13 protein-coding genes are annotated in these 18,611 nt (G+C 43.0%); 12 read left to right on the top strand and 1 reads right to left on the bottom strand.

Annotated elements, in window-relative coordinates:
- The first annotated feature begins 127 nt into the window (after positions 1-127).
- From R50345_RS28855 to R50345_RS28800, 12 genes are all read left to right on the top strand, one after another.
- Positions 128-2,176 (top strand): catalase, encoded by a 2,049-nt coding sequence (locus R50345_RS28855; protein WP_042131536.1) that lies wholly within the window; start codon positions 128-130, stop codon positions 2,174-2,176.
- 174 nt (positions 2,177-2,350) lie between these two features.
- Complete coding sequence (locus R50345_RS28850) at positions 2,351-3,490, top strand: glycosyl hydrolase family 8 (protein WP_042131535.1); 1,140 nt, start codon at positions 2,351-2,353, stop codon at positions 3,488-3,490.
- A gap of 31 nt (positions 3,491-3,521) precedes the next feature.
- Positions 3,522-5,072: a glycan biosynthesis hexose transferase WsfD gene (gene wsfD / locus R50345_RS28845; protein ID WP_052414769.1), complete on the top strand. Its 1,551-nt coding sequence runs from the start codon at positions 3,522-3,524 to the stop codon at positions 5,070-5,072.
- Positions 5,069-6,625 carry a hypothetical protein gene (locus tag R50345_RS28840; protein ID WP_042131534.1) on the top strand — a complete coding sequence of 519 codons (1,557 nt, stop codon included), beginning with the start codon at positions 5,069-5,071 and terminating at the stop codon, positions 6,623-6,625. The genes wsfD and R50345_RS28840 overlap by 4 nt, the downstream gene beginning before the upstream one ends.
- A gap of 28 nt (positions 6,626-6,653) precedes the next feature.
- Positions 6,654-7,904: a glycosyltransferase family 2 protein gene (locus tag R50345_RS28835; protein ID WP_042131533.1), complete on the top strand. Its 1,251-nt coding sequence runs from the start codon at positions 6,654-6,656 to the stop codon at positions 7,902-7,904.
- A gap of 52 nt (positions 7,905-7,956) precedes the next feature.
- Positions 7,957-10,053, top strand: a complete 2,097-nt coding sequence (locus R50345_RS28830) for a cellulose biosynthesis cyclic di-GMP-binding regulatory protein BcsB (RefSeq protein WP_042131532.1) — start codon at positions 7,957-7,959, stop codon at positions 10,051-10,053.
- Positions 10,043-10,897: a diguanylate cyclase domain-containing protein gene (locus tag R50345_RS28825; RefSeq protein ID WP_042131531.1), complete on the top strand. Its 855-nt coding sequence runs from the start codon at positions 10,043-10,045 to the stop codon at positions 10,895-10,897. The genes R50345_RS28830 and R50345_RS28825 overlap by 11 nt, the downstream gene beginning before the upstream one ends.
- A 207-nt stretch (positions 10,898-11,104) precedes the next feature.
- Positions 11,105-11,353, top strand: a complete 249-nt coding sequence (locus R50345_RS28820; RefSeq protein ID WP_042131530.1) for a type B 50S ribosomal protein L31 — start codon at positions 11,105-11,107, stop codon at positions 11,351-11,353.
- Between the two features lie 149 nt (positions 11,354-11,502).
- Entirely contained in the window at positions 11,503-12,024 is a 522-nt protein-coding gene (locus R50345_RS28815) for a YcxB family protein (RefSeq protein WP_042131529.1), read from the top strand.
- A gap of 83 nt (positions 12,025-12,107) precedes the next feature.
- The gene (locus tag R50345_RS28810; RefSeq protein WP_042131528.1) at positions 12,108-13,682 is read left to right on the top strand and encodes a sensor domain-containing diguanylate cyclase; all 1,575 of its coding nucleotides are present in this window, start codon (positions 12,108-12,110) and stop codon (positions 13,680-13,682) included.
- A 62-nt stretch (positions 13,683-13,744) separates the two neighbouring features.
- A complete protein-coding gene (locus tag R50345_RS28805; RefSeq protein WP_081954288.1) occupies positions 13,745-14,452 on the top strand; it encodes a DNA alkylation repair protein in 708 nt (235 codons plus the stop codon).
- Between the two features lie 248 nt (positions 14,453-14,700).
- Positions 14,701-17,418, top strand: a complete 2,718-nt coding sequence (locus R50345_RS28800; RefSeq protein WP_042131526.1) for a CHASE3 domain-containing protein — start codon at positions 14,701-14,703, stop codon at positions 17,416-17,418.
- A 118-nt stretch (positions 17,419-17,536) separates the two neighbouring features.
- On the opposite strand, the gene R50345_RS28795 is transcribed toward R50345_RS28800, so the two are convergent.
- The gene (locus tag R50345_RS28795) at positions 17,537-18,577 is read right to left on the bottom strand and encodes a stalk domain-containing protein (RefSeq protein WP_042131525.1); all 1,041 of its coding nucleotides are present in this window, start codon (positions 18,575-18,577) and stop codon (positions 17,537-17,539) included.
- Positions 18,578-18,611: the final 34 nt, after the last annotated feature.

Here is an 18,611-nt window from a genome sequence, read left to right as displayed (position 1 = left end):
ACTGAGAGAAGGTCGTGTTTAGTGCCAAGTGGGTGCTAGATACGACCTTTTTTTGTTTGCCAATCTTTCCTTAAGGGTAAGAGATACATGACAATATTTACTTTACCTTCGGAAGGAGCCATTGTTAATGAGTGAACATCAAAAAGTGAACGGAAACAGCAAGAATGAGCAACTGGAACAGTTTCGCAGTAAGGATGAAGGTCACACCTTAACAACGAACCAGGGTTTAAAAGTATCAGAGGACGAGTTCTCCTTAAAGGCGGGTGATCGGGGCCCAACCTTACTGGAAGACTTTCATTTCCGGGAAAAAATGACGCATTTCGATCATGAGCGAATCCCTGAGAGAATTGTGCATGCACGTGGATTTGCTGCTCATGGTGAGTTTGAAGTATATAAATCACTGAAAGAATATACGAAGGCGAAATTCCTTCAAGATCCTTCCGTGAAGACACCGGTGTTTGTCCGATTCTCGACGGTAGCGGGATCACGGGGATCAGCTGAGACAGTGCGGGATGCCCGCGGATTCTCTACCAAATTCTATACTGAGGAAGGGAATTACGATTTAGTAGGAAATAATATGCCCGTCTTTTTTATCCAGGATGCAATCAAATTCCCAGATTTAGTACATGCGCTTAAGCCTGAGCCGCACAATGAAATGCCTCAGGCGGCATCGGCTCACGATACCTTTTGGGATTTCATAGCTAATAACCAAGAATCGGCCCATATGGCAATGTGGCTGATGTCGGACCGTGCTATTCCACGTAGCTTCAGAATGATGGAAGGGTTTGGGGTGCATACTTTCAGGTTGATTAATGAGCAAGGAAAAGCCCATTTTGTTAAATTTCACTGGAAACCGGTGCTCGGTGTACACTCTTTGGTGTGGGACGAAGCTCAGAAAATATCAGGTGTGGACCCTGACTTTCATCGCCGTGATTTATGGGAATCGATTGAAGCTGGCAACTTTCCGGAATACGAATTGGGCATTCAGCTTCTAAGTGAAGAAGATGAATTTAAGTTTGATTTTGACGTGCTGGATCCTACAAAGCTATGGCCAGAGGAAGATGTACCTGTACAGATTGTTGGGAAAATGACCTTGAACCGCAACGTGGATAATGTCTTCGCCGAAACGGAGCAGGTAGCTTTCCACCCTGGACATGTGGTGCCAGGCATCGATTTCACCAATGATCCACTGCTTCAGGGCAGATTGTTCTCTTATACGGATACTCAGCTGATTCGGCTTGGCGGTCCGAACTTCCATGAGCTGCCGATCAATAGACCGGTATGTCCTTTCCACAACAATCAGCGTGACGGGTATGGACGGCAGACGATTAATCAGGGTTCAGTGAGCTATCATAATAATTCGCTTGCTAACAATACGCCTGCACCTGCAACAGAGGCTGAAGGTGGTTATGTACATTATCAGGAGAAGGTTGAGGGCCGTAAGGTGCGTAGCCGGAGCAAAAGCTTTGAAGACCATTTTTCACAAGCTAAGCTGTTCTGGAACAGCATGAGTGCTCCAGAAAAAACGCATATTATTGAAGCCTATTCATTCGAGCTCGGGAAGGTAAAGAGTAAGTCTGTCCGGCAGCAGGTTGTAGATATGCTCGCGAACGTTACGTTAGAGCTTGCTGTGCCTGTAGCAGAAGCTATTGGGGCGACGCCTCCGATAACAGGCGGTTCCGAGGTGGCTCAAATCTCCCCGGCACTAAGTCAGGCAAATACGAAGAAGCACCCAAACACACGTAAAATAGGTGTGATTATAGGCGGCAGATTTGATGAAGACTTGGTGATGCCTGTTCTGGATACGCTTATGAGAGCCGGGATCCAGCCGGAGATAATCAGTGATAAGCTTGGATTTATTAAAGGCTCGAAGGGGACAGAGCTTGAAGTCATTCATACCTTATCCACGACAGATTCGGTGCTCTTTGATGCAATTTATGCAGCTGGTGGAAATTCGGAACATAAGAAATTCCATAAAGATACAGCGCAATTCCTGAACCAAGCCTATTCTCACTTTAAGCCCATCGCGGTGACTACTGAAAATGCTAAACTACTTGAAACGGCCCAGCATAGAAGCAGTCCGGGTGTAATCATTGGAGATGGCGGAGAGGTTTTCGCTGCCAGCCTTGTCGCGGCAATTACTGCCCATCGTTTTTGGGAACGTATGAATGAATAAATAACTGATACAGAGGGGATATCCCGCTCGCCAAAGGCGTAAGGATATCTCTTTTTTTGTCCAAGGATAGATACATAACGCTCACAGTTTGATTTAACATTTTGTTGTATATTACCGTTATAGATAATACTAGACAGTAAGCAGTATAGGAGAATATTAAGAGGAGGTGATCACTTGAGGAAAGTAATCATTGCTGCACTAGCGATATTTGCAGGCGTTATCGGGTTAACGGCATGCGAAAAAACGGCAGCACCAAATCCGACTAATAGTGTTCATAACAATTCTCCAGCTCCAGCAGATTCAGACAATGATACTACGGTAACCCAGACCCAGGAAGTAGCTAACTTAGAGCAGTTCATTACCTCGAAGCTCACAGGCGAGTACGGTGTATATACTAATATTATTGAAACAGATCAGTCGGCGGAAGCGGCGAGTGGACACGAGGTTCTAAGTGAATCGGCATCTCTCCAGATGCTGGCAGCTGTGCGTAGCGGCCAACAAGAGAGATTTGCGGAACAATGGCAACTAGCTAAGCAAACCTTTGATATGAACAGCGGTTTCAGCTACCGTTACAGTCCCAAACAGCAGAAGCTATACCCCTTGAATGCTGCCGTAGATGATTTGCGCATAATTCGAGCTCTTTATGAGGCGGGCGAAAAGTTTAGTGATACGCAATATACAGCTGAAGCGGATAAATATGGCGAAAGATTTTACGATTATAATGTAAAAAATGAGAAGCTTTATGATTTCTACGATATGGAATATTCTTCAACAAACACATTCGTCACTTTGTGTTATATTAATTTGGGCACTTTGCGAAAATTGTCGATTCCTAGCCAATTTAGCAAGAAGCTGACGAATGATATGAACGTAATATTGGAAAACGGATATTTATCGGATGAATTCCCCTTTTATGAGACACGGTTTAATTATGAGACCGGAAAATATAGTTCAGAAAACATCAATACAGTAGAGTCGCTTTTATCCATTCTAGCCTTAACAGAGGTAGAACAGGAGAAATCCACCAGCATTGATTTTATCAAGCAACAGGTCGAAGCTGGAACGTTGTATGGGCAATATTCGAGAGAAGGTAAGCCGCTGAATGATATCCGTTCTACAGCCATTTATGCCATAACAGCTATGATTGGCGCAGAAATCGGCGATGAATCGCTCTACCATAAAAGTATTGAAAGAATGAACGAGTTCAGAGTAACAGATGTGGGTAGCCCATTATACGGAGGATTCGGCGATGTGGCTAGCGGCCAAGCCTACTCTTTTGACAACTTGATGGCACTATTGGCCTATGTCTATTAACTTAAACCTAATGTATTGAAGGTGAACCTGCATGATGGACAACACGGTGAAAACACCTCTAAGGCGAAGCATAACACTTGCTAATTTTTCGGTTTCTCCTGCATTTCTTGCTGCATTTGGAGTGCTGCTTATTACCGTCATCGCGTTGTTCACAGCTCCGTATGTCGGAATGGCGGATAACGGTGACTTTTTCCGTAGCATTTATAGTAATGGACTCTATTTCAATCTGCCGGATTATGATAGTCAGTACTTTGGTTATTTTGTGAAGCAATACGGGATCTTTCAATATTTTAATGAGAATGGTGCAATGTTATTTTCCTCTCAGTCCTTATTTATCAAGCTGGCTATAGGACTTAACAAGTTGTTCTTCAGTAGTGAGGTATTCGACATCCGCTTTCAAGCGGCGATTTATACGATTCTATATGTAATCGCAATTTACTTATTAATAGAGGCTATTACATGGAAGATGTCCCGAAAACAGGGATTCATCATTGCAGGTATTGCTATTTTTATATTCGGAGATACCGGTTATACGGCTTATTTTAACTCCTTTTACGGCGAAAGCGTTGTGATGATCACGATGATCTTCATGTTCGCTTCATGGCTGATGTTATATCAAAAAAGATTCAATGACTACGCGATGCTGGCCTTATTCGTAATTAGTACGTTGATCCTGACTACTTCTAAGCAGCAGAATGCTCCAGTGGGTATGATCATTGCTCTACTGGGCTGTTCACTTCTTTGGATTCGCAGAGATAAGATCTTCCGCATCCTTACGATGGCGTCTCTTGCTCTGATGCTGTTCGCAGGTGTGTTCACGTATTTGAATATTTCAAACGAGTTCGTAAACATTAACCAATTCCATGCTATGACCCGAGGGGTGCTGAAGGAATCACCAGATCCAGAGGCTGCTTTAAAAGCGTTAGGGATGGATGAGCAATACGCCATTCTGAAGAACAGCATTCATTATGAGAAGTACGTGACCATAGACGTAAATTCACCACTTCTCGAAGAGAATTTCTACAGTCGGTATGGATTTGTATCCATTCTTAAATATTATTTAACGAATCCGGACCAGCTTAACTCGATTCTTAATGTGGCCGCTCAAAGTGCATTCTCAATCAAACCAGCAGCCATGGGGAACTACGAGCAATCCGTCGGAAAGGAATTTCGAGCACAGAGCCACTTTTTCACCGGATATAGTCAACTGAAATTAACGCTGGCCCCGCGAACCTTTGGATTTATTTTGCTGTGGATGGTGCTTGTTATCGGTCTCTATATGCCTTCCTTTGTAAAAGCGGTCAAGTCCCGTGATTTCAGAGGTATGCAGCGATTGGTATTGATAGTCGCTTCGATTGGCATTGGGCTTTCAGGTATTTTTGTATCGATTATCGGGGCAGGCGATGCCGATATTTCCAAGCATGAGTTCTTATTTACATTATCCTTTGATTTAGTCACTTTTCTGACCCTATCCAGTGTGATTGGGCGCAGAGTTTCTAAAAACAGCAATCAGGTTAAGCAGGTTAGCAAGAACATCCCTTCTAGCCCGTATACAAAGCCTCAAAAGGATGTGAGTGTGTGAGCATCAGAGGAGTCTTAAACGGTATATTGCTACTGACGTTGACCCTGACAGCCCTGCTGGTTCCCGTTACACCTGTTCAATCTGCAGCTACGCCACAGCAGGTTCTACTGCTCTATGACAGCCTCGCTAAGGGCACAACGAAGGAAGGTAACGTGACTGAACTTCAGCGACTGCTGGCGTCCTATTCTATCAGGGTAACGCTTAAGGGTCTGGATCAATATGAACAAGGGATGCTGGATCATTACTCCAAAGTGATCATGGTCCGTAACGCAGCGGATATTTTGATTACTAATAAATTTTATGTAGAGGATTGGGAGCATTATCAGGGACAGTATTTACATATCGGATACAGCCCTCCAGCCTCGCTGAAAAAGAAGCTACAGTTAACCACTGATGTGATATATGACGGGAATGCGGATCTCCAGATCGGGCAGTTTTCGGAAATTCCAATTAAGGTACAGGATATGCTCTATATTGCCGGGAGTCAGGGGACAGAGTCACTCGGAAAGCTATCCTTCCAGGAAGATGGCCTGCAAGCACCCTATGCTGTGAGTAAAGGGGATGATGCGTATGTTCCGTATTTTGAACAAGCGAATGTCAGTGCGTTGGCAATGGCGTATGTTCTGAAAGACTGGCTTCATATCACGTCAACGCCTAAAGTGTATTTGGCGATCAAGGAGATCTATCCCTTCTCTGATCTGGAACTGCTGACAGAGACTGCGGAGCGGCTGTATCAAGTGGGGATTCCTTTTCTCGCAAGTATACGACCCGTGTTCAGCAATACTGATTATCCGGCCATGCAGCGTTATTTGGTAGCTATCAAAAGAGTGCAATCGAATAATGGCAGCATTCTGGTCAATGCCCCTGTTGCGATGCATTCAACGAGTACTAGTAATATGGATCATTCACTTCAAGCGAAGATGAACGCGTTCATTAATCTGCTGGTGCACAACAAAATTGGGCCGCTTGGAATCGGAGCACAGATGCACTGGGCGTATGACAAGGAATACTCGGAGGCGGGGATGGGGTTTTTCGATTCCGTGATACTGTATCCGGATGAAAATGTTGACTACATGGAGCAGAGCGACACCTCTAAGTCCTTTCCATCCTCTTTGTATAGTGTGCCGGTTGATTTTTTGCAGGGTCTGCAGACATCCAATAATGTGATGCCAGAACTGCCGATGGATACGGTAATCACTGTGGATATGCCTAAGGATAAGGAAGTGCTTGAGGAACTGCTGAAGACGTTGGAACAATACTGGGTTTCTTTTGCAGATTATAAGCAAGAGAGGCATCAGGTTGTTACTGACGTCAATACGATCACTTCATCAGAAGGGACGATATCTATTAATGGACAGCCCTTAAGTCTAAACTATACGCCAGAAACGGTGGATAGCGATTATCGATATACAGAAGAGCAGAAGAAGAGCTTTACTACGCTTTTTAATATACAGAATCAATTCTTTATAGTTGCCATAATGATCTCTCTGCTGCTATTTGGCGGATTAATGATCATCGGATACCGAATGTATAGGAAAAAGTATTTGAAATGAGACAACTAATCGTGATTTGGAGGATCCTATGACGATTTCAGACATACTGATGGTGATTGCAGTGATCTGTATCTGGTCTCTGCTGCTGGTAAATGTGACCCTCATTATCGCAGGCTATTTATATTACATTAAATCTGAAAATGAGGAAATACCAGAGATAGCGGGCGAATATCCTTTGGTTTCAATTATGGTTCCTGCTCACAATGAGGGGGTAGTAATCTGTAAGACAGTGGAGTCTCTGCTAGCGCTTGATTATCCGGAAGATCGATATGAGATTATTGTGATTAATGATAATTCTTCTGATAACAGTGCTGAACTACTGGCGGGTATCCAAAATCGAAATCCGGGTCGCCAGCTGATCGTTATTAATACAGATTCGATTACGGGTGGCAAAGGCAAATCGAATGCGCTGAATATAGGCTTCACTCATTGCAAAGGGCAGTTAATTGCGATTTATGATGCAGACAACACTCCGGAAAAAACGGCTCTACGTTATCTGGTTGCTGAGATCATGAATGATTCTAGCCTCGGAGCGGTAATTGGTAAATTTAGAACCCGTAACCGTAATGCGAGCCTACTTACCCGGTTTATTAATATTGAGACGTTATCTTTTCAATGGATGGCGCAAGCAGGACGCTGGAAGTTGTTCAAGCTATGCACCATCCCCGGCACTAATTTTATTATGCGCAGGTCTATTGTAGAAAGTATCGGCGGCTGGGATGTTAAAGCAATAGCCGAGGATACAGAAATCAGCTTCAGAATTTATATGATGGGTTATCGGATCAAGTTCCAGCCGAAATCCGTCACCTGGGAGCAGGAGCCTCAGACCTTAAAAGTCTGGTTCAAGCAGCGAACGCGCTGGGCCAAGGGCAATATCTATGTCATTGTCAAAAATATCCCCCTGCTTTTCGATAAATCCGCTGCTAAAGTCCGATTCGATATTCTTTACTTTCTAGCCATTTACTTCTTATTGCTGCTGTCGTTAATCACCTCCGATGTGCTGCTCATCCTGCATGCTTTGGGCTATGTACATACTACTATTGCTGGGCTTAGTAACTTTCTATGGTTGCTCGCCATTATTCTGTTCGTTGTAGGTACTTTTATAACGTTGACGACAGAGAAGGGCGAGATGAGCTTGTCCAATTTATGGATCGTAATGTTGATGTACATCTCCTATTGTCAGCTGTGGATGGTTGTCGCTGCTTACGGATTATATCTTTATGCCAAAGACCTCATCTTCAAAAGAGAAGCAAAGTGGTATAAGACTGAGCGCTATTAATAACGAACAAAGAAGTAATATGAGAAATATGTGATCACAGGAGAAACAGAACATGATGATGAAAAAACAAATGGTTATACTGTTGACCTGCCTCTCTCTTTTTCTAATTCAAATGAATATTGCAGCCGCCGAGGCCCCGCCTAAGGATACAAGATTAACATACACAACCTCTTTCACGGGGACGGATACTGCGCTAAAGGGTTCGAGTACTAAGCAGCAATATTTTGAGGTTATGGATTATTGGAATGTGGATGAGATCAGAATTAACCTGCACTTTCAAATTTCGCAAATTACCAAGGAGCAGATTTCTAGCGTTACCTTAACGCTAAATGGCAGCCCATTCTATACATTTAGACCCTCTCTAAAGAACAACGGTGAACAACAGCTGGTCCTTCAAGCCCCCAAAGAGCTTCTGAAAAAGGGGACCAATACGCTTGGTATTCAGGGCTATTTACAGTCGAGCAATACAGATGAGTTATCTTGTACTGTCGATTATGATTATGATAATTGGCTTCGTCTGTTTAATACATCCAGCATTAACGTATTGTATACGCCAAAGCCTTTGACTGGTGGGATCAGTGACTTTAGCGATCGTTTCTCTGGAATAGATACCTTAACGAAGAATCAGAGTATTCTGACCGTACCGGATAAAAGCACAGGGGCAGAATTGGAGTCGGCTACTTATGCGCTCTCCGGGCTTGTGAAGGGGAATACATTGGACAATAGAACGATTCCAATGCTTCCCTACCGGTCAGATGCGGTGAAGAATAAAGCTGCGGTTGTGCTGGTAGCTATGTATGACCGAGTACCAAATGCGCTAAAGGCTCAGCTAAGCACCTCTGAAGATTTAAGTACACATGCATTACTGCAGTTAGTGAATAAGGATACTCAGCCCACACTAGTCGTAACCTCGAAGGATGAGAACTTACTGATTAAAGCAGGCCGTTTTGTTGCGAATCAAGAGTTATTGGGTCAAATCAGCAGTGATTTAAAGGTGGTCGATGATGCTACAGAAGTATCTGCACCACCCCTTTCGATTAGCTCCAATATTACGTTTACAGAAACGGGTGATAAACTCACTGGGGCACGTCATCAGGAGCAGACCTACTTTGTTTCACTGCCCTCTAACCGCTCGATTGCAGATTCAGGCAGAATCAGATTCGATTTCCGTTATGCACAGAATTTAGATTTCGACCGTTCATTAATGACGGTCAGCATCAACAACACACCCATTGGCAGCAAGAAGCTGACCAAAGAGCTGGCGAATGGCGATAAGCTGGAGCTTCCAGTTCCTCAAAACTTGAATATTTCCGGTAATTTTACGGTGACAGTAGCTTTTGATTTGGAGCTGAAGGGTGCCGGGTGTACCCTGGATAAGGATCAAACGCCGTGGGCTTATATCAGTAAGGATTCTGTAATGCGTCTTAATACTAAAGATCGGACGGAGCTCTTGTTTAATAACTATCCGTATCCGTTCATACGTGACGGCATTTACAATCAAGTGGCAGTTGTTCTGCCACAAGAAATGGATGATTATGCATATCTGAGTTTATCTAATGTGTTTAATCTGCTTGGAAAATACGCAAGCGGTAATACAGGGAACATTCAGTTCTACACGGATAGCGTTAGCGCAGATCATTTGAAGAATAATAATATCATCGCGATAGGCGCGTACAAGAATAATAAGATTATCCGTGATCATAATGATAAGCTTTATTTTCAATATAACGGGAGCGGATCAGCGATCCGTTCCAACGAGAAGATGAGTATTGAAGAGCAATATGGAGCGCAAATCGGAACATTGCAGTTGATTGAATCACCATTTGAGGCTGGACGAGGGTTGCTTGCTGTTACGGCAGTTGACTCTGAAGAGTACTACTTGGCGACGAAGCTGATCGCAACAGAGCGGGACAAATGGAAGGTGTTTGGCGATGGGGTTATCGTGGATAAAGACGGTAATGTCAACGCGCACCGTTTCAAGATCATTACTGGAGCAGCAGAGGATTCCGTGGTTAAGAAAATAGCGGAACGGACAGACGTACTGAGCTTCATTATCGTAATTGTACTAGTGCTGACGCTGGTGATTCTATCGCTGATCCTGCTGCTTCGTAAACATATGAAGAAACGTGGTGATAAGCGTGAGACGTAATCGCAGCGGTTTAATTTCAGATATTGCGCTCTTATCGTTCCTGGTGCTTCTATATATTTGTATTGTCTTTATTTCAGGGGCACCCGATGATTATATCCAGAATATTATCATTTTAAATGTAGCTTTTATTCTGGCGATCGTTACGTACTTTACTACGGTGACCGCAGGGTTAGTCTTGAATCTAGTGTTTATATTTGCTTACGGATTCTACACCATGTATCAGACGATATCTCTGGGTGAAACCATTGGAATGAACACGTACTTCTGGCTAATTATGACCCCATTGTTAACGGTGGTGCTATGGATATTTACATTAAGCAACCGAGAGCTACAGGCTGAGAATCAACGTTTGGAGAAAAAGACTGCCAATATGGCTATCATCGACGAGAACACAGATCTGCGAAACAGCATTTCTTTTCAGAAGGATGCCACCTTATTTACAGGCATTTCGACTCGATATCAGATTCCACTCACACTGCTTGTAGTGAAAGTGAAATACTGGAATGAGATTAGACGTATCATTCCCGAAGATAAGCTGGCTGAGGCTATTCACGACGTGTCTCAGCTCAGTCAGGCGAGCATTCGTACCAATGATGCACTGTATTTACTAGACAAAGATGACGCAACATGGGGCCTGCTGCTGTTCACTGATAGCGATGGAGCAAAGATTGTGATTGATCGGATTAAATTGAAGCTTCAAGAGCTTAATGACACTGAATTTGTCAAAAAGTATAAAGTCAGCCTCGGTCTTAAAATCGGTGCCGTAGAGTATCAATCGGGCACTATTGAGAATCCGCTGGATTTCATTGTTCAGGCTAAAAAACAGCTGGAGTATGATGTATAAGCTGCTTGACTTCGAGGGAATATAAGGAATATGGGATATTAGTTGACTTTATATGTCGATTTCACGTATGATGGAGTGGTGGTCTAAATCGTAAGATTTACGAATTTTCCTACGTTTATTAGGTTATGCTTATATATAAACCTACAGATCATTTGGTTAATTTACCATAAAGGCTCCACTAATTTGTTCAGAAGGAGGACGATCAGAATGAGAGAAGGCATACATCCTAAGTACAACAAGGTTATTTTCATGGATGCAAGCGTAGGCTTCAAATTCCTGAGTGCATCTACAAAATCATCCAATGAAACAATGGAATGGGAAGATGGTAACACTTATCCTGTTATCCGCGTGGACGCAAGTTCCGCATCCCACCCGTTTTACACTGGTAAACAAAGAGATACAGAACAAGGCGGCCGTGTTGACAAGTTCAAACAACGTCTTGCACAAAAGAAATAAGAATCCTTACGGACAGCAAATTCTTATATTCTTAAAAAGGGACAACCCATTTAGAAGCGATCGCTTCAGGGATGTCCCTTTTTTGTGTTCAGACATGTTAAAATGAATGGAATTGATAAATTTCGATAGTGGCAGGGGAGCGATCGGTAATGGAAAATGAAATAAAAGTAGATACAGTTCTTAAGAGTGAGGACGTTCAGGAGTTTAACCTATGGTTTAGCTTGAATAGTCGAATTATACTTAACTCTTTCAGTGTGGTTGCTTATTTTGTGATTTTACTGTTAATTACTAAGAATTACAGTACTACGAATATTTCAGTCCTTGCTGGGACTGCGGTGATTCTTGCTGCTGTTTTATGGTATATGACCAAATCAAGTTTAGTCAAAAAATCTAAAAAAGCTTTCGCTACAGACAGCTTAGCCCAGCAGCCTCAGAGCTATTCCATATCAGACGAAGGTATAAAGTACGTATCCGAGGCGGGCTCCGGGCAAGTGAAATGGGAGGAGATACATAAAATAGGCGAAACGATGAGCTTGTTCGTGTTTTTTGTGTCTTCTAATAGAGCGCTGATTATCCCTAAGCGATATTTTCAGTCAGAACAAGATAAAACAACATTTAAGGATTTGGCCAGAAAGTATATGTTCTCTCATCGAGTGAAGTTCAAATCGTAGAATTACTGTTTTTTGTCGATTCAATTGTAGGTTCGATTAGGATATAATGATAGAAGCGACTTGAAAAATAGGGGAAATATGGCATGCCGTGGATTCAAGCATATCCGTATTACTTATTAATGGGCAGTGTTCTAAGCTTTTACATGGCTATAAGCTCCTATCGACATCGGAAGTCGGCAGGAAGACGCTATCTGTGGATCTTAATGCTGCTGGTTAGCCTCATGTTTATTGCGACGGCGGGGGAGATTATGTCATCCTCTTTTCAGGCTAAGCTGTGGTGGAAGAATATGCAGCAGGCTCCGCTTTTTTTAAGTGCGCTATTTACTTATGCTGTAGTCAAAGAATATTTGTCCCCATCCACGGAACGCCTACCTATTAAGCTTGCTATTTTTTCGATTCCTATTGCTTTGGATATACTGCTTATTTTTACGGATACCTATCATCATCTAATGCGTAGTGAAGTGGGCATTGCCACTGTTGCGGGTGTTAGTGGAATTACTGTAAAGCCTACGCTCCTTAGCATGGCTTTTATTGCTTATGATCAGCTTTTTGGTCTATATGCGGTCTGCTTGCTGGCTCTTTCCTTGATCAATAGACCGAGAGCCTTTTTGCGGCGTTCTTTCCTGCTGCTGGCTGGGCTGCTTGTTCCGGTTGTTTCCGTTTTTTTACTTCCTCTTTTGAAGATCACGCTTACAGGCTTTACAGCCTTCACTTATTTACCCGCAATTATAGCGGCTTATTTGTGTCTGTTCATTGACCCCAAATCTACGGGCTACCCTTTAACTAAAATTAAAATCTTAGAGCATATGAAAGACGGCGTAGTTCTAACAGATCAGAAGGATAGAATCATTGGTATAAATGAGGCTGCGACCTCCATATTATTGGAGATTACCGGGATATTGCATGAGACCTGGATGGGGAAGGATATTGATCTTTTTATGAGGGATCACGAGGACATCAGCGCTCATTATAGCCAAAGAACCGAAGGGCAGTTTGAGATTGAATGTACTGGAATGAGAGAGATTTGTTATGGCGTTTCTTTGATTGCGACGGAGCATCGGGCAACAGAGAACAAGGGGATGCTGATCGTTTTTAGTGACCATAGTGAAAAGAAGCGGTATGAACGTGAACTGCTCTATCAAGCTACAGTAGATGATTTGACTGGACTTTATAATCGCAGGCATTTTATGCAAATGGTGCAAAATCAAACGATTCCAGACGGATTAGGACTGGCACTGTTATTATTCGACATCGATGATTTTAAATTAATTAATGATACTTATGGTCATCTGGCGGGAGATCAAGCTTTGGTTGACTTTTCGAATAAAATACTTCAGGTATACCAAGATAAAGGCATTGCCGGAAGGGTCGGCGGCGAGGAATTTGCCGTATGTTTTTTTGCTGAGGATAAACGCGCAGCACTGAAGGAAGCCGAAGATTTTCGTACGACGATGAGTGGTTACACCATAATTTTGAACGAATATGATAGAGTTCACCTTACCGCAAGTATTGGCATTTCTTTTACAGAGCGTAGAGAAGTGACCTTTGAAGATTTATATCGAGAAGCAGATGAAGCGTTATATCGTTCTAAGAATACGGGCAAGAATAGAGTGACGCTGGGTCGTGAACCTGTCTTAAGAGAAGCGGTGAAGGGCTAGGGAACATCGAGAAGCCAGATCTGCGTGCTGAGCAACGAAGAAGAAGGGGTGTCCTAATGAATCTGACAATTAATGAAGTGATGAGTAAGCTTGAGGAAATGGGTACAGAGCAGACAAAGCGTACCTTTATACGACATGGTGCTAAGGAGCCTTTATTCGGAGTAAGAATTGGGGACATGAAGAAGCTGGTGAAGGATATCAAGAAAGACCAAAGTCTGGCTCGCGCATTGTATCAGACGGGTAATTATGATGCGATGTATTTAGCAGGACTTACAATTGACCCCAAGACGCTTACGAAGGAAGAGCTTCAAAGCTGGGTAGAGGCAGCTTACTGCTCTGCTTTAGCGGAATATACGGTAGCCTCTGTCGCCGCAGAGAGTCCATTCGCATTGGAGCTCGCCAGAGAGTGGATTCGTTCCTCGGATGAAATGGTGGCTACTTGCGGCTGGAGTACTTATGGAAATTACATTTCAGTTACGCCGGATGATCTGCTGGACATCGCTGAGATCAGAGAGCTATTACAGCAAATACAAACAACCATTCATCAGGAACGGAATCGAGTTCGTTACACGATGAATATGTTTGTAATTATTGCTGGCAGCAGCGTAACCGAACTGTATGATGAGGCCACGCAGATTGCTGCAAGCATTGGAAAGGTCCAAGTGCATATGGGACCAACCGCATGTAAAGTACCACTCGCTGTAGACTATATTGCTAAGGTTGAACAGGCTGGAAAGCTTGGTGTGAAGAAGAAGACTTGTATTTGTTAATAGAGATTGCAATATTCCCTTCAAGTAGACACTCCATTTCTGACTCGTTTCCATTGAGGAGTGTGTAAGCTTGGAGGTTTTTTATGGCCCAATAGACAAGTGTTTCAATCGTATCAAAAAGTGTTTAATTTAGAAGCAGTAAAAATCCATATAGAAGACTTAGCGGAGTACTAGTGAAAGAGTAAAGAGCCTTAAATAAAGGGGATTAGGTAAGGGGCTATGGTTAGAAGACAGGATGGAGGCACTTTGTGAAAAAGCATCGATTTACTTTGCAGTATAAAATTCTATCCATTACAGTCTTTATCGTAATCTGCCTGCTAGGGTTCGTGATAGTCATGCATGATAGAATCAATGCGCTGCAGCGGGAAACCAGCTTTATTTCCCATCAGGACCGAAAGATAACTAGTTTGGCTAATCAGATCGAGAAGAACATTCTAGATATGGAAACGGGACAACGAGGATATATTATCACCGGTGATGATAAATACTTGGAGCCCTACAATTTGGGGAAAGCGCAATGGAAGGCGAATTATGATGAGCTCTCCATGCTGACTGCTAATGATTCCTTGCAGCATCAGCGTCTGATAGGCATCGAAAATAGTATCCAGCAGTGGATCAAGCAGTCCGGGGATTATATAATCGAATTGAAAAAAGAGGGACAGCAAGCTGGAATCTTACGATATTTCAATTCGGATGATGGTAAGGAGCAAATGGACCAGATTCGTAATCAGATCAATACTTACCGCGAGACGATGAATCAGAACACTAATGATTTGATATCTGGACAGGCCGATCGGAACAAATTGCTGCTGGAGCTCCTCTATATTGCTTGGGCGGTTATTGCTATTGCTTCTTTGGTCGCCTCGTGGATGATTTCACATGCCATCGTTAGTACGATTCGTAAGGTTACCCGTACGATTGCGGGCTTAAATTCGACGGATGACATGAAGACAAGGGTCGAGATTACCACGAATGATGAAATCAGGGATCTTAGCGTCGCTACCAATCATCTGATAGACACGCAGCAAGAACGAATATGGATGCAGGATCATGCTAATGATTTACTATCAAGGTATCAGGGCATCACACGCGTCTCACAACTAGGAGATGTCTTCTTAGGTAAAACTGCAGAAGTTATTGGTTATCCATATGGTGCCTTATACATACGAACGCAAGATCATAATCGAGACTTGCTAAATAGAACTTCTACGTATGCTGGAAACAGCGGTATTACAGATCATCGGCCATTTCTAATCGGAGAAGGCTTAGTTGGTCAATGTGCTAAAGAAGCGCGCTTAATGCATCTTCAGGATCTACCGGAAAATTATATTAGCATTCAATCCGGGTTGGGCCTTTCTGCTCCCAAATCCCTTTTATTACTTCCTGTTTCTTTTTCGGGTGAGGTCGTTGCTGTGGTAGAAATCGCCACCTTTTCTCCACTTACGGAGCCGCAGATCGACTTCCTGGAGTCTATTTCTAATGCATTTGGTGCTGCGATTAACAGTACGATCAGCAGTATGAGAATTGATCAGCTTCTGGAACAATCCCAGCGCTTAAACGAAGAACTTCAGGTGTATACCGAAGAACTACAAACTCAGTCTGAGGAGCTACAAATCCAGACAGAGTCATTACATGCAACGAATAGAAAGCTGGAAGATAAGAATTTCTTAGCTGAACTAAAGACATTAGAGGCTGAAAAAGCTCAAGCAGAACTAGCTCGATCAGCGGAGTTATTGCGGCAAAGCTCCCAATATAAATCGGAGTTTCTGGCTAATATGTCTCATGAACTCCGAACCCCGCTTAATGGCATACTGTTGCTTTCCGAATTTCTCATGGAGAATCAGTCGGGAGCCTTAAGCGGGGAGGATATTGAATTCTCACAAGCGATTCATTCTTCGGGACAAGATCTGCTAACGCTGATTAACGATATTTTGGATTTGTCCAAGGTTGAGGCAGGGAAGCTGAATATTGAAATTGAAGCGATAAATCTAACGGAGATCCCGGAGGCAATGATTCAAAGCTTCAGCCAGCTGTCTCGCAAAAAAGAGATTCCTTTTCATATACAACTCGGGGAGGATTTACCTCCGCTATTTTATTCGGATGCGCAAAGGGTACGGCAAATTATTATAAATCTGCTGTCCAATGCATTTAAGTTTACAGCTAAAGGTTCAGTAACTCTTGAAATACGCTTAGCGACTAAAGACGAATTACTGAGTTTGGGGAATTTGGAAACTGGGTTATTTATTGCTTTCGCTATCAAAGATACTGGAATTGGAATTCCTCATGAGAAGCAGTCCATTATTTTCGAGGCTTTTCAACAGGCCAATGGAAATACAGAGCGTCAATATGGTGGAACTGGGCTTGGGTTATCCATATCCAGAGAACTGGCAACACTGCTCGGCGGTGGGATTACAGTGGAGAGTCAAGAAGGAAAGGGTAGTGTCTTTACGGTGTATTTACCATTGGAGCTTCAGGACCCTAGCCTTGAAGAAACTGCTGAGAAAGTAGAACTTAATCAGGAGGAAGAAAGCTCGGTTGCTCTTGCCGCTGCAACTAGTGAGAATACAGGTAGTGACTTCACCTCGTTAAATCATAAGCATGTTCTAATTGTGGATGATGATGAGCGAAATCTGTTCGCGTTATCTAACACGTTAAGGAAGCGTGGACTGCAGGTAACAACAGCTACTGATGGAGAGAAAGGCATATATGCGCTGGAGCAATCTGCATCCATAGATATTGTTCTTATGGATATCATGATGCCGGTAATGAACGGATATGAGGCTATCACTCGAATCAGACAAATGCCGACAAGGAAAAGAATTCCAATCATAGCACTGACTGCGAAGGCGATGAAGGAAGATAAGGCTAAAATCTTACAAGCGGGTGCAACAGATTATCTCAGCAAGCCCATTAACTTAGATCGTTTATTAGCATTGATGCAATTAATCCTAACGAGTGATGCATAAGGTGATAGATTCTAGAAAATCAAACAAGCGCGCGCCAATGGAGTATTGGCGCGCGCTTGTTTAGTTTGTGCGAGCTGTCCAGTGGACAGCTTTAGGATGGTTGATAACGTTATTCTTTTTATTGTTGAGCGGAATCTACTACGACTTTAACAGCGGTGCCAATCGGTGGCAGGCTCTTAGTCAGCATAGGGCTGTAGAATCCTATAACTTTTGCACCTTTTACAAGCTCACTGCTGTTTACAGCTTTGCCATCAGGGTTCATTAGCACAGTATCTTTACTAATGCGAAGGACTACTTCTTTTTGTGATTGTTCGCTAAGACCATTGCCTTTAACGGTGATGCTGATGTTTCCTTCATCGTCTTTTTGAACTTCTTCAATGGCACCAGCAGTGCCCAGAAGATCATTTTGTTTCTGCTCATCTAGAACAGTGATTTTGTAAGTTGGAGTTTGCGGCGGCAAGCTCATGGTCATGATCATGGAATGCTCAGCTTTTACGGTCATACCGATCTGAAGATCTTTCAGTGCAAGCTTAGTACCGTCTGCCATTTCGATAGTCGTATCTTCACCTACATTCAGTACGATGCCATCTGTGCCAACACCTTGAATCTGAACGGATTGGAATTTACCCTCATTATTGACAGCTGTAATCACGCCAGTCTTGGTCATGTGCTCTTGCTGATTAGCATCAGTGATCACGATGGAATCTCCCTTCACTGTCATGTTGTGATGGATAATTTCACTTACAAAGGAAGCTGGAACATACAAAATGGAGTTAACCAATTGTGGTGCAGTTCCAAGCGTAGTGTTCATTTTATTGATGCTATAGCGATCTTCTCCGGCTTTTACTGTAGTGAATACAGCACCATTGATAAGATCAACGGATTTAGTTTGTCCATTCCAAGTTAATTCGAAGCCGAGTGCTTCACTAACCGAACGAAGTGGCACCATAGGCTCTTTTCCATTTGTAGTCTGGAAGCCAGTTTCCTTCAGAGTGGAACCGTTGATTTCAATTGCAAACGTCTTTTGATTAGCGTTAACAGAGGTTTGAGTAGCATCATTTTTTGCAGAAGTTGTGGTTGGTGCGGCATAAGCTGCTCCTGTTGAAAGTGCTAGGGACAAAGTTAAGAGAACCATACTTGTTTTTAAGGTGTTGTTCATAGTTGTGAGCTCCTTTTTAAGTTGATTTGTTAGT

The organism is Paenibacillus sp. FSL R5-0345, from assembly GCF_000758585.1.
Lineage (GTDB): Bacteria > Bacillota > Bacilli > Paenibacillales > Paenibacillaceae > Paenibacillus_AQ.
The sequence above is the reverse complement of the archived record's forward strand: the minus strand, read 5'-3'. Positions and strand labels throughout refer to the sequence as shown.

Coding starts and splice junctions, on each gene's coding strand:
- R50345_RS28855 (WP_042131536.1), top strand. CDS start 128: ATGAGTGAACATCAAAAAGTGAACGGAAACAGCAAGAATGAGCAACTG.
- wsfD (WP_052414769.1), top strand. CDS start 3,522: ATGATGGACAACACGGTGAAAACACCTCTAAGGCGAAGCATAACACTT.
- R50345_RS28835 (WP_042131533.1), top strand. CDS start 6,654: ATGACGATTTCAGACATACTGATGGTGATTGCAGTGATCTGTATCTGG.
- R50345_RS28830 (WP_042131532.1), top strand. CDS start 7,957: ATGATGATGAAAAAACAAATGGTTATACTGTTGACCTGCCTCTCTCTT.
- R50345_RS28820 (WP_042131530.1), top strand. CDS start 11,105: ATGAGAGAAGGCATACATCCTAAGTACAACAAGGTTATTTTCATGGAT.
- R50345_RS28815 (WP_042131529.1), top strand. CDS start 11,503: ATGGAAAATGAAATAAAAGTAGATACAGTTCTTAAGAGTGAGGACGTT.
- R50345_RS28810 (WP_042131528.1), top strand. CDS start 12,108: ATGCCGTGGATTCAAGCATATCCGTATTACTTATTAATGGGCAGTGTT.
- R50345_RS28795 (WP_042131525.1), bottom strand. CDS start 18,577: ATGAACAACACCTTAAAAACAAGTATGGTTCTCTTAACTTTGTCCCTA.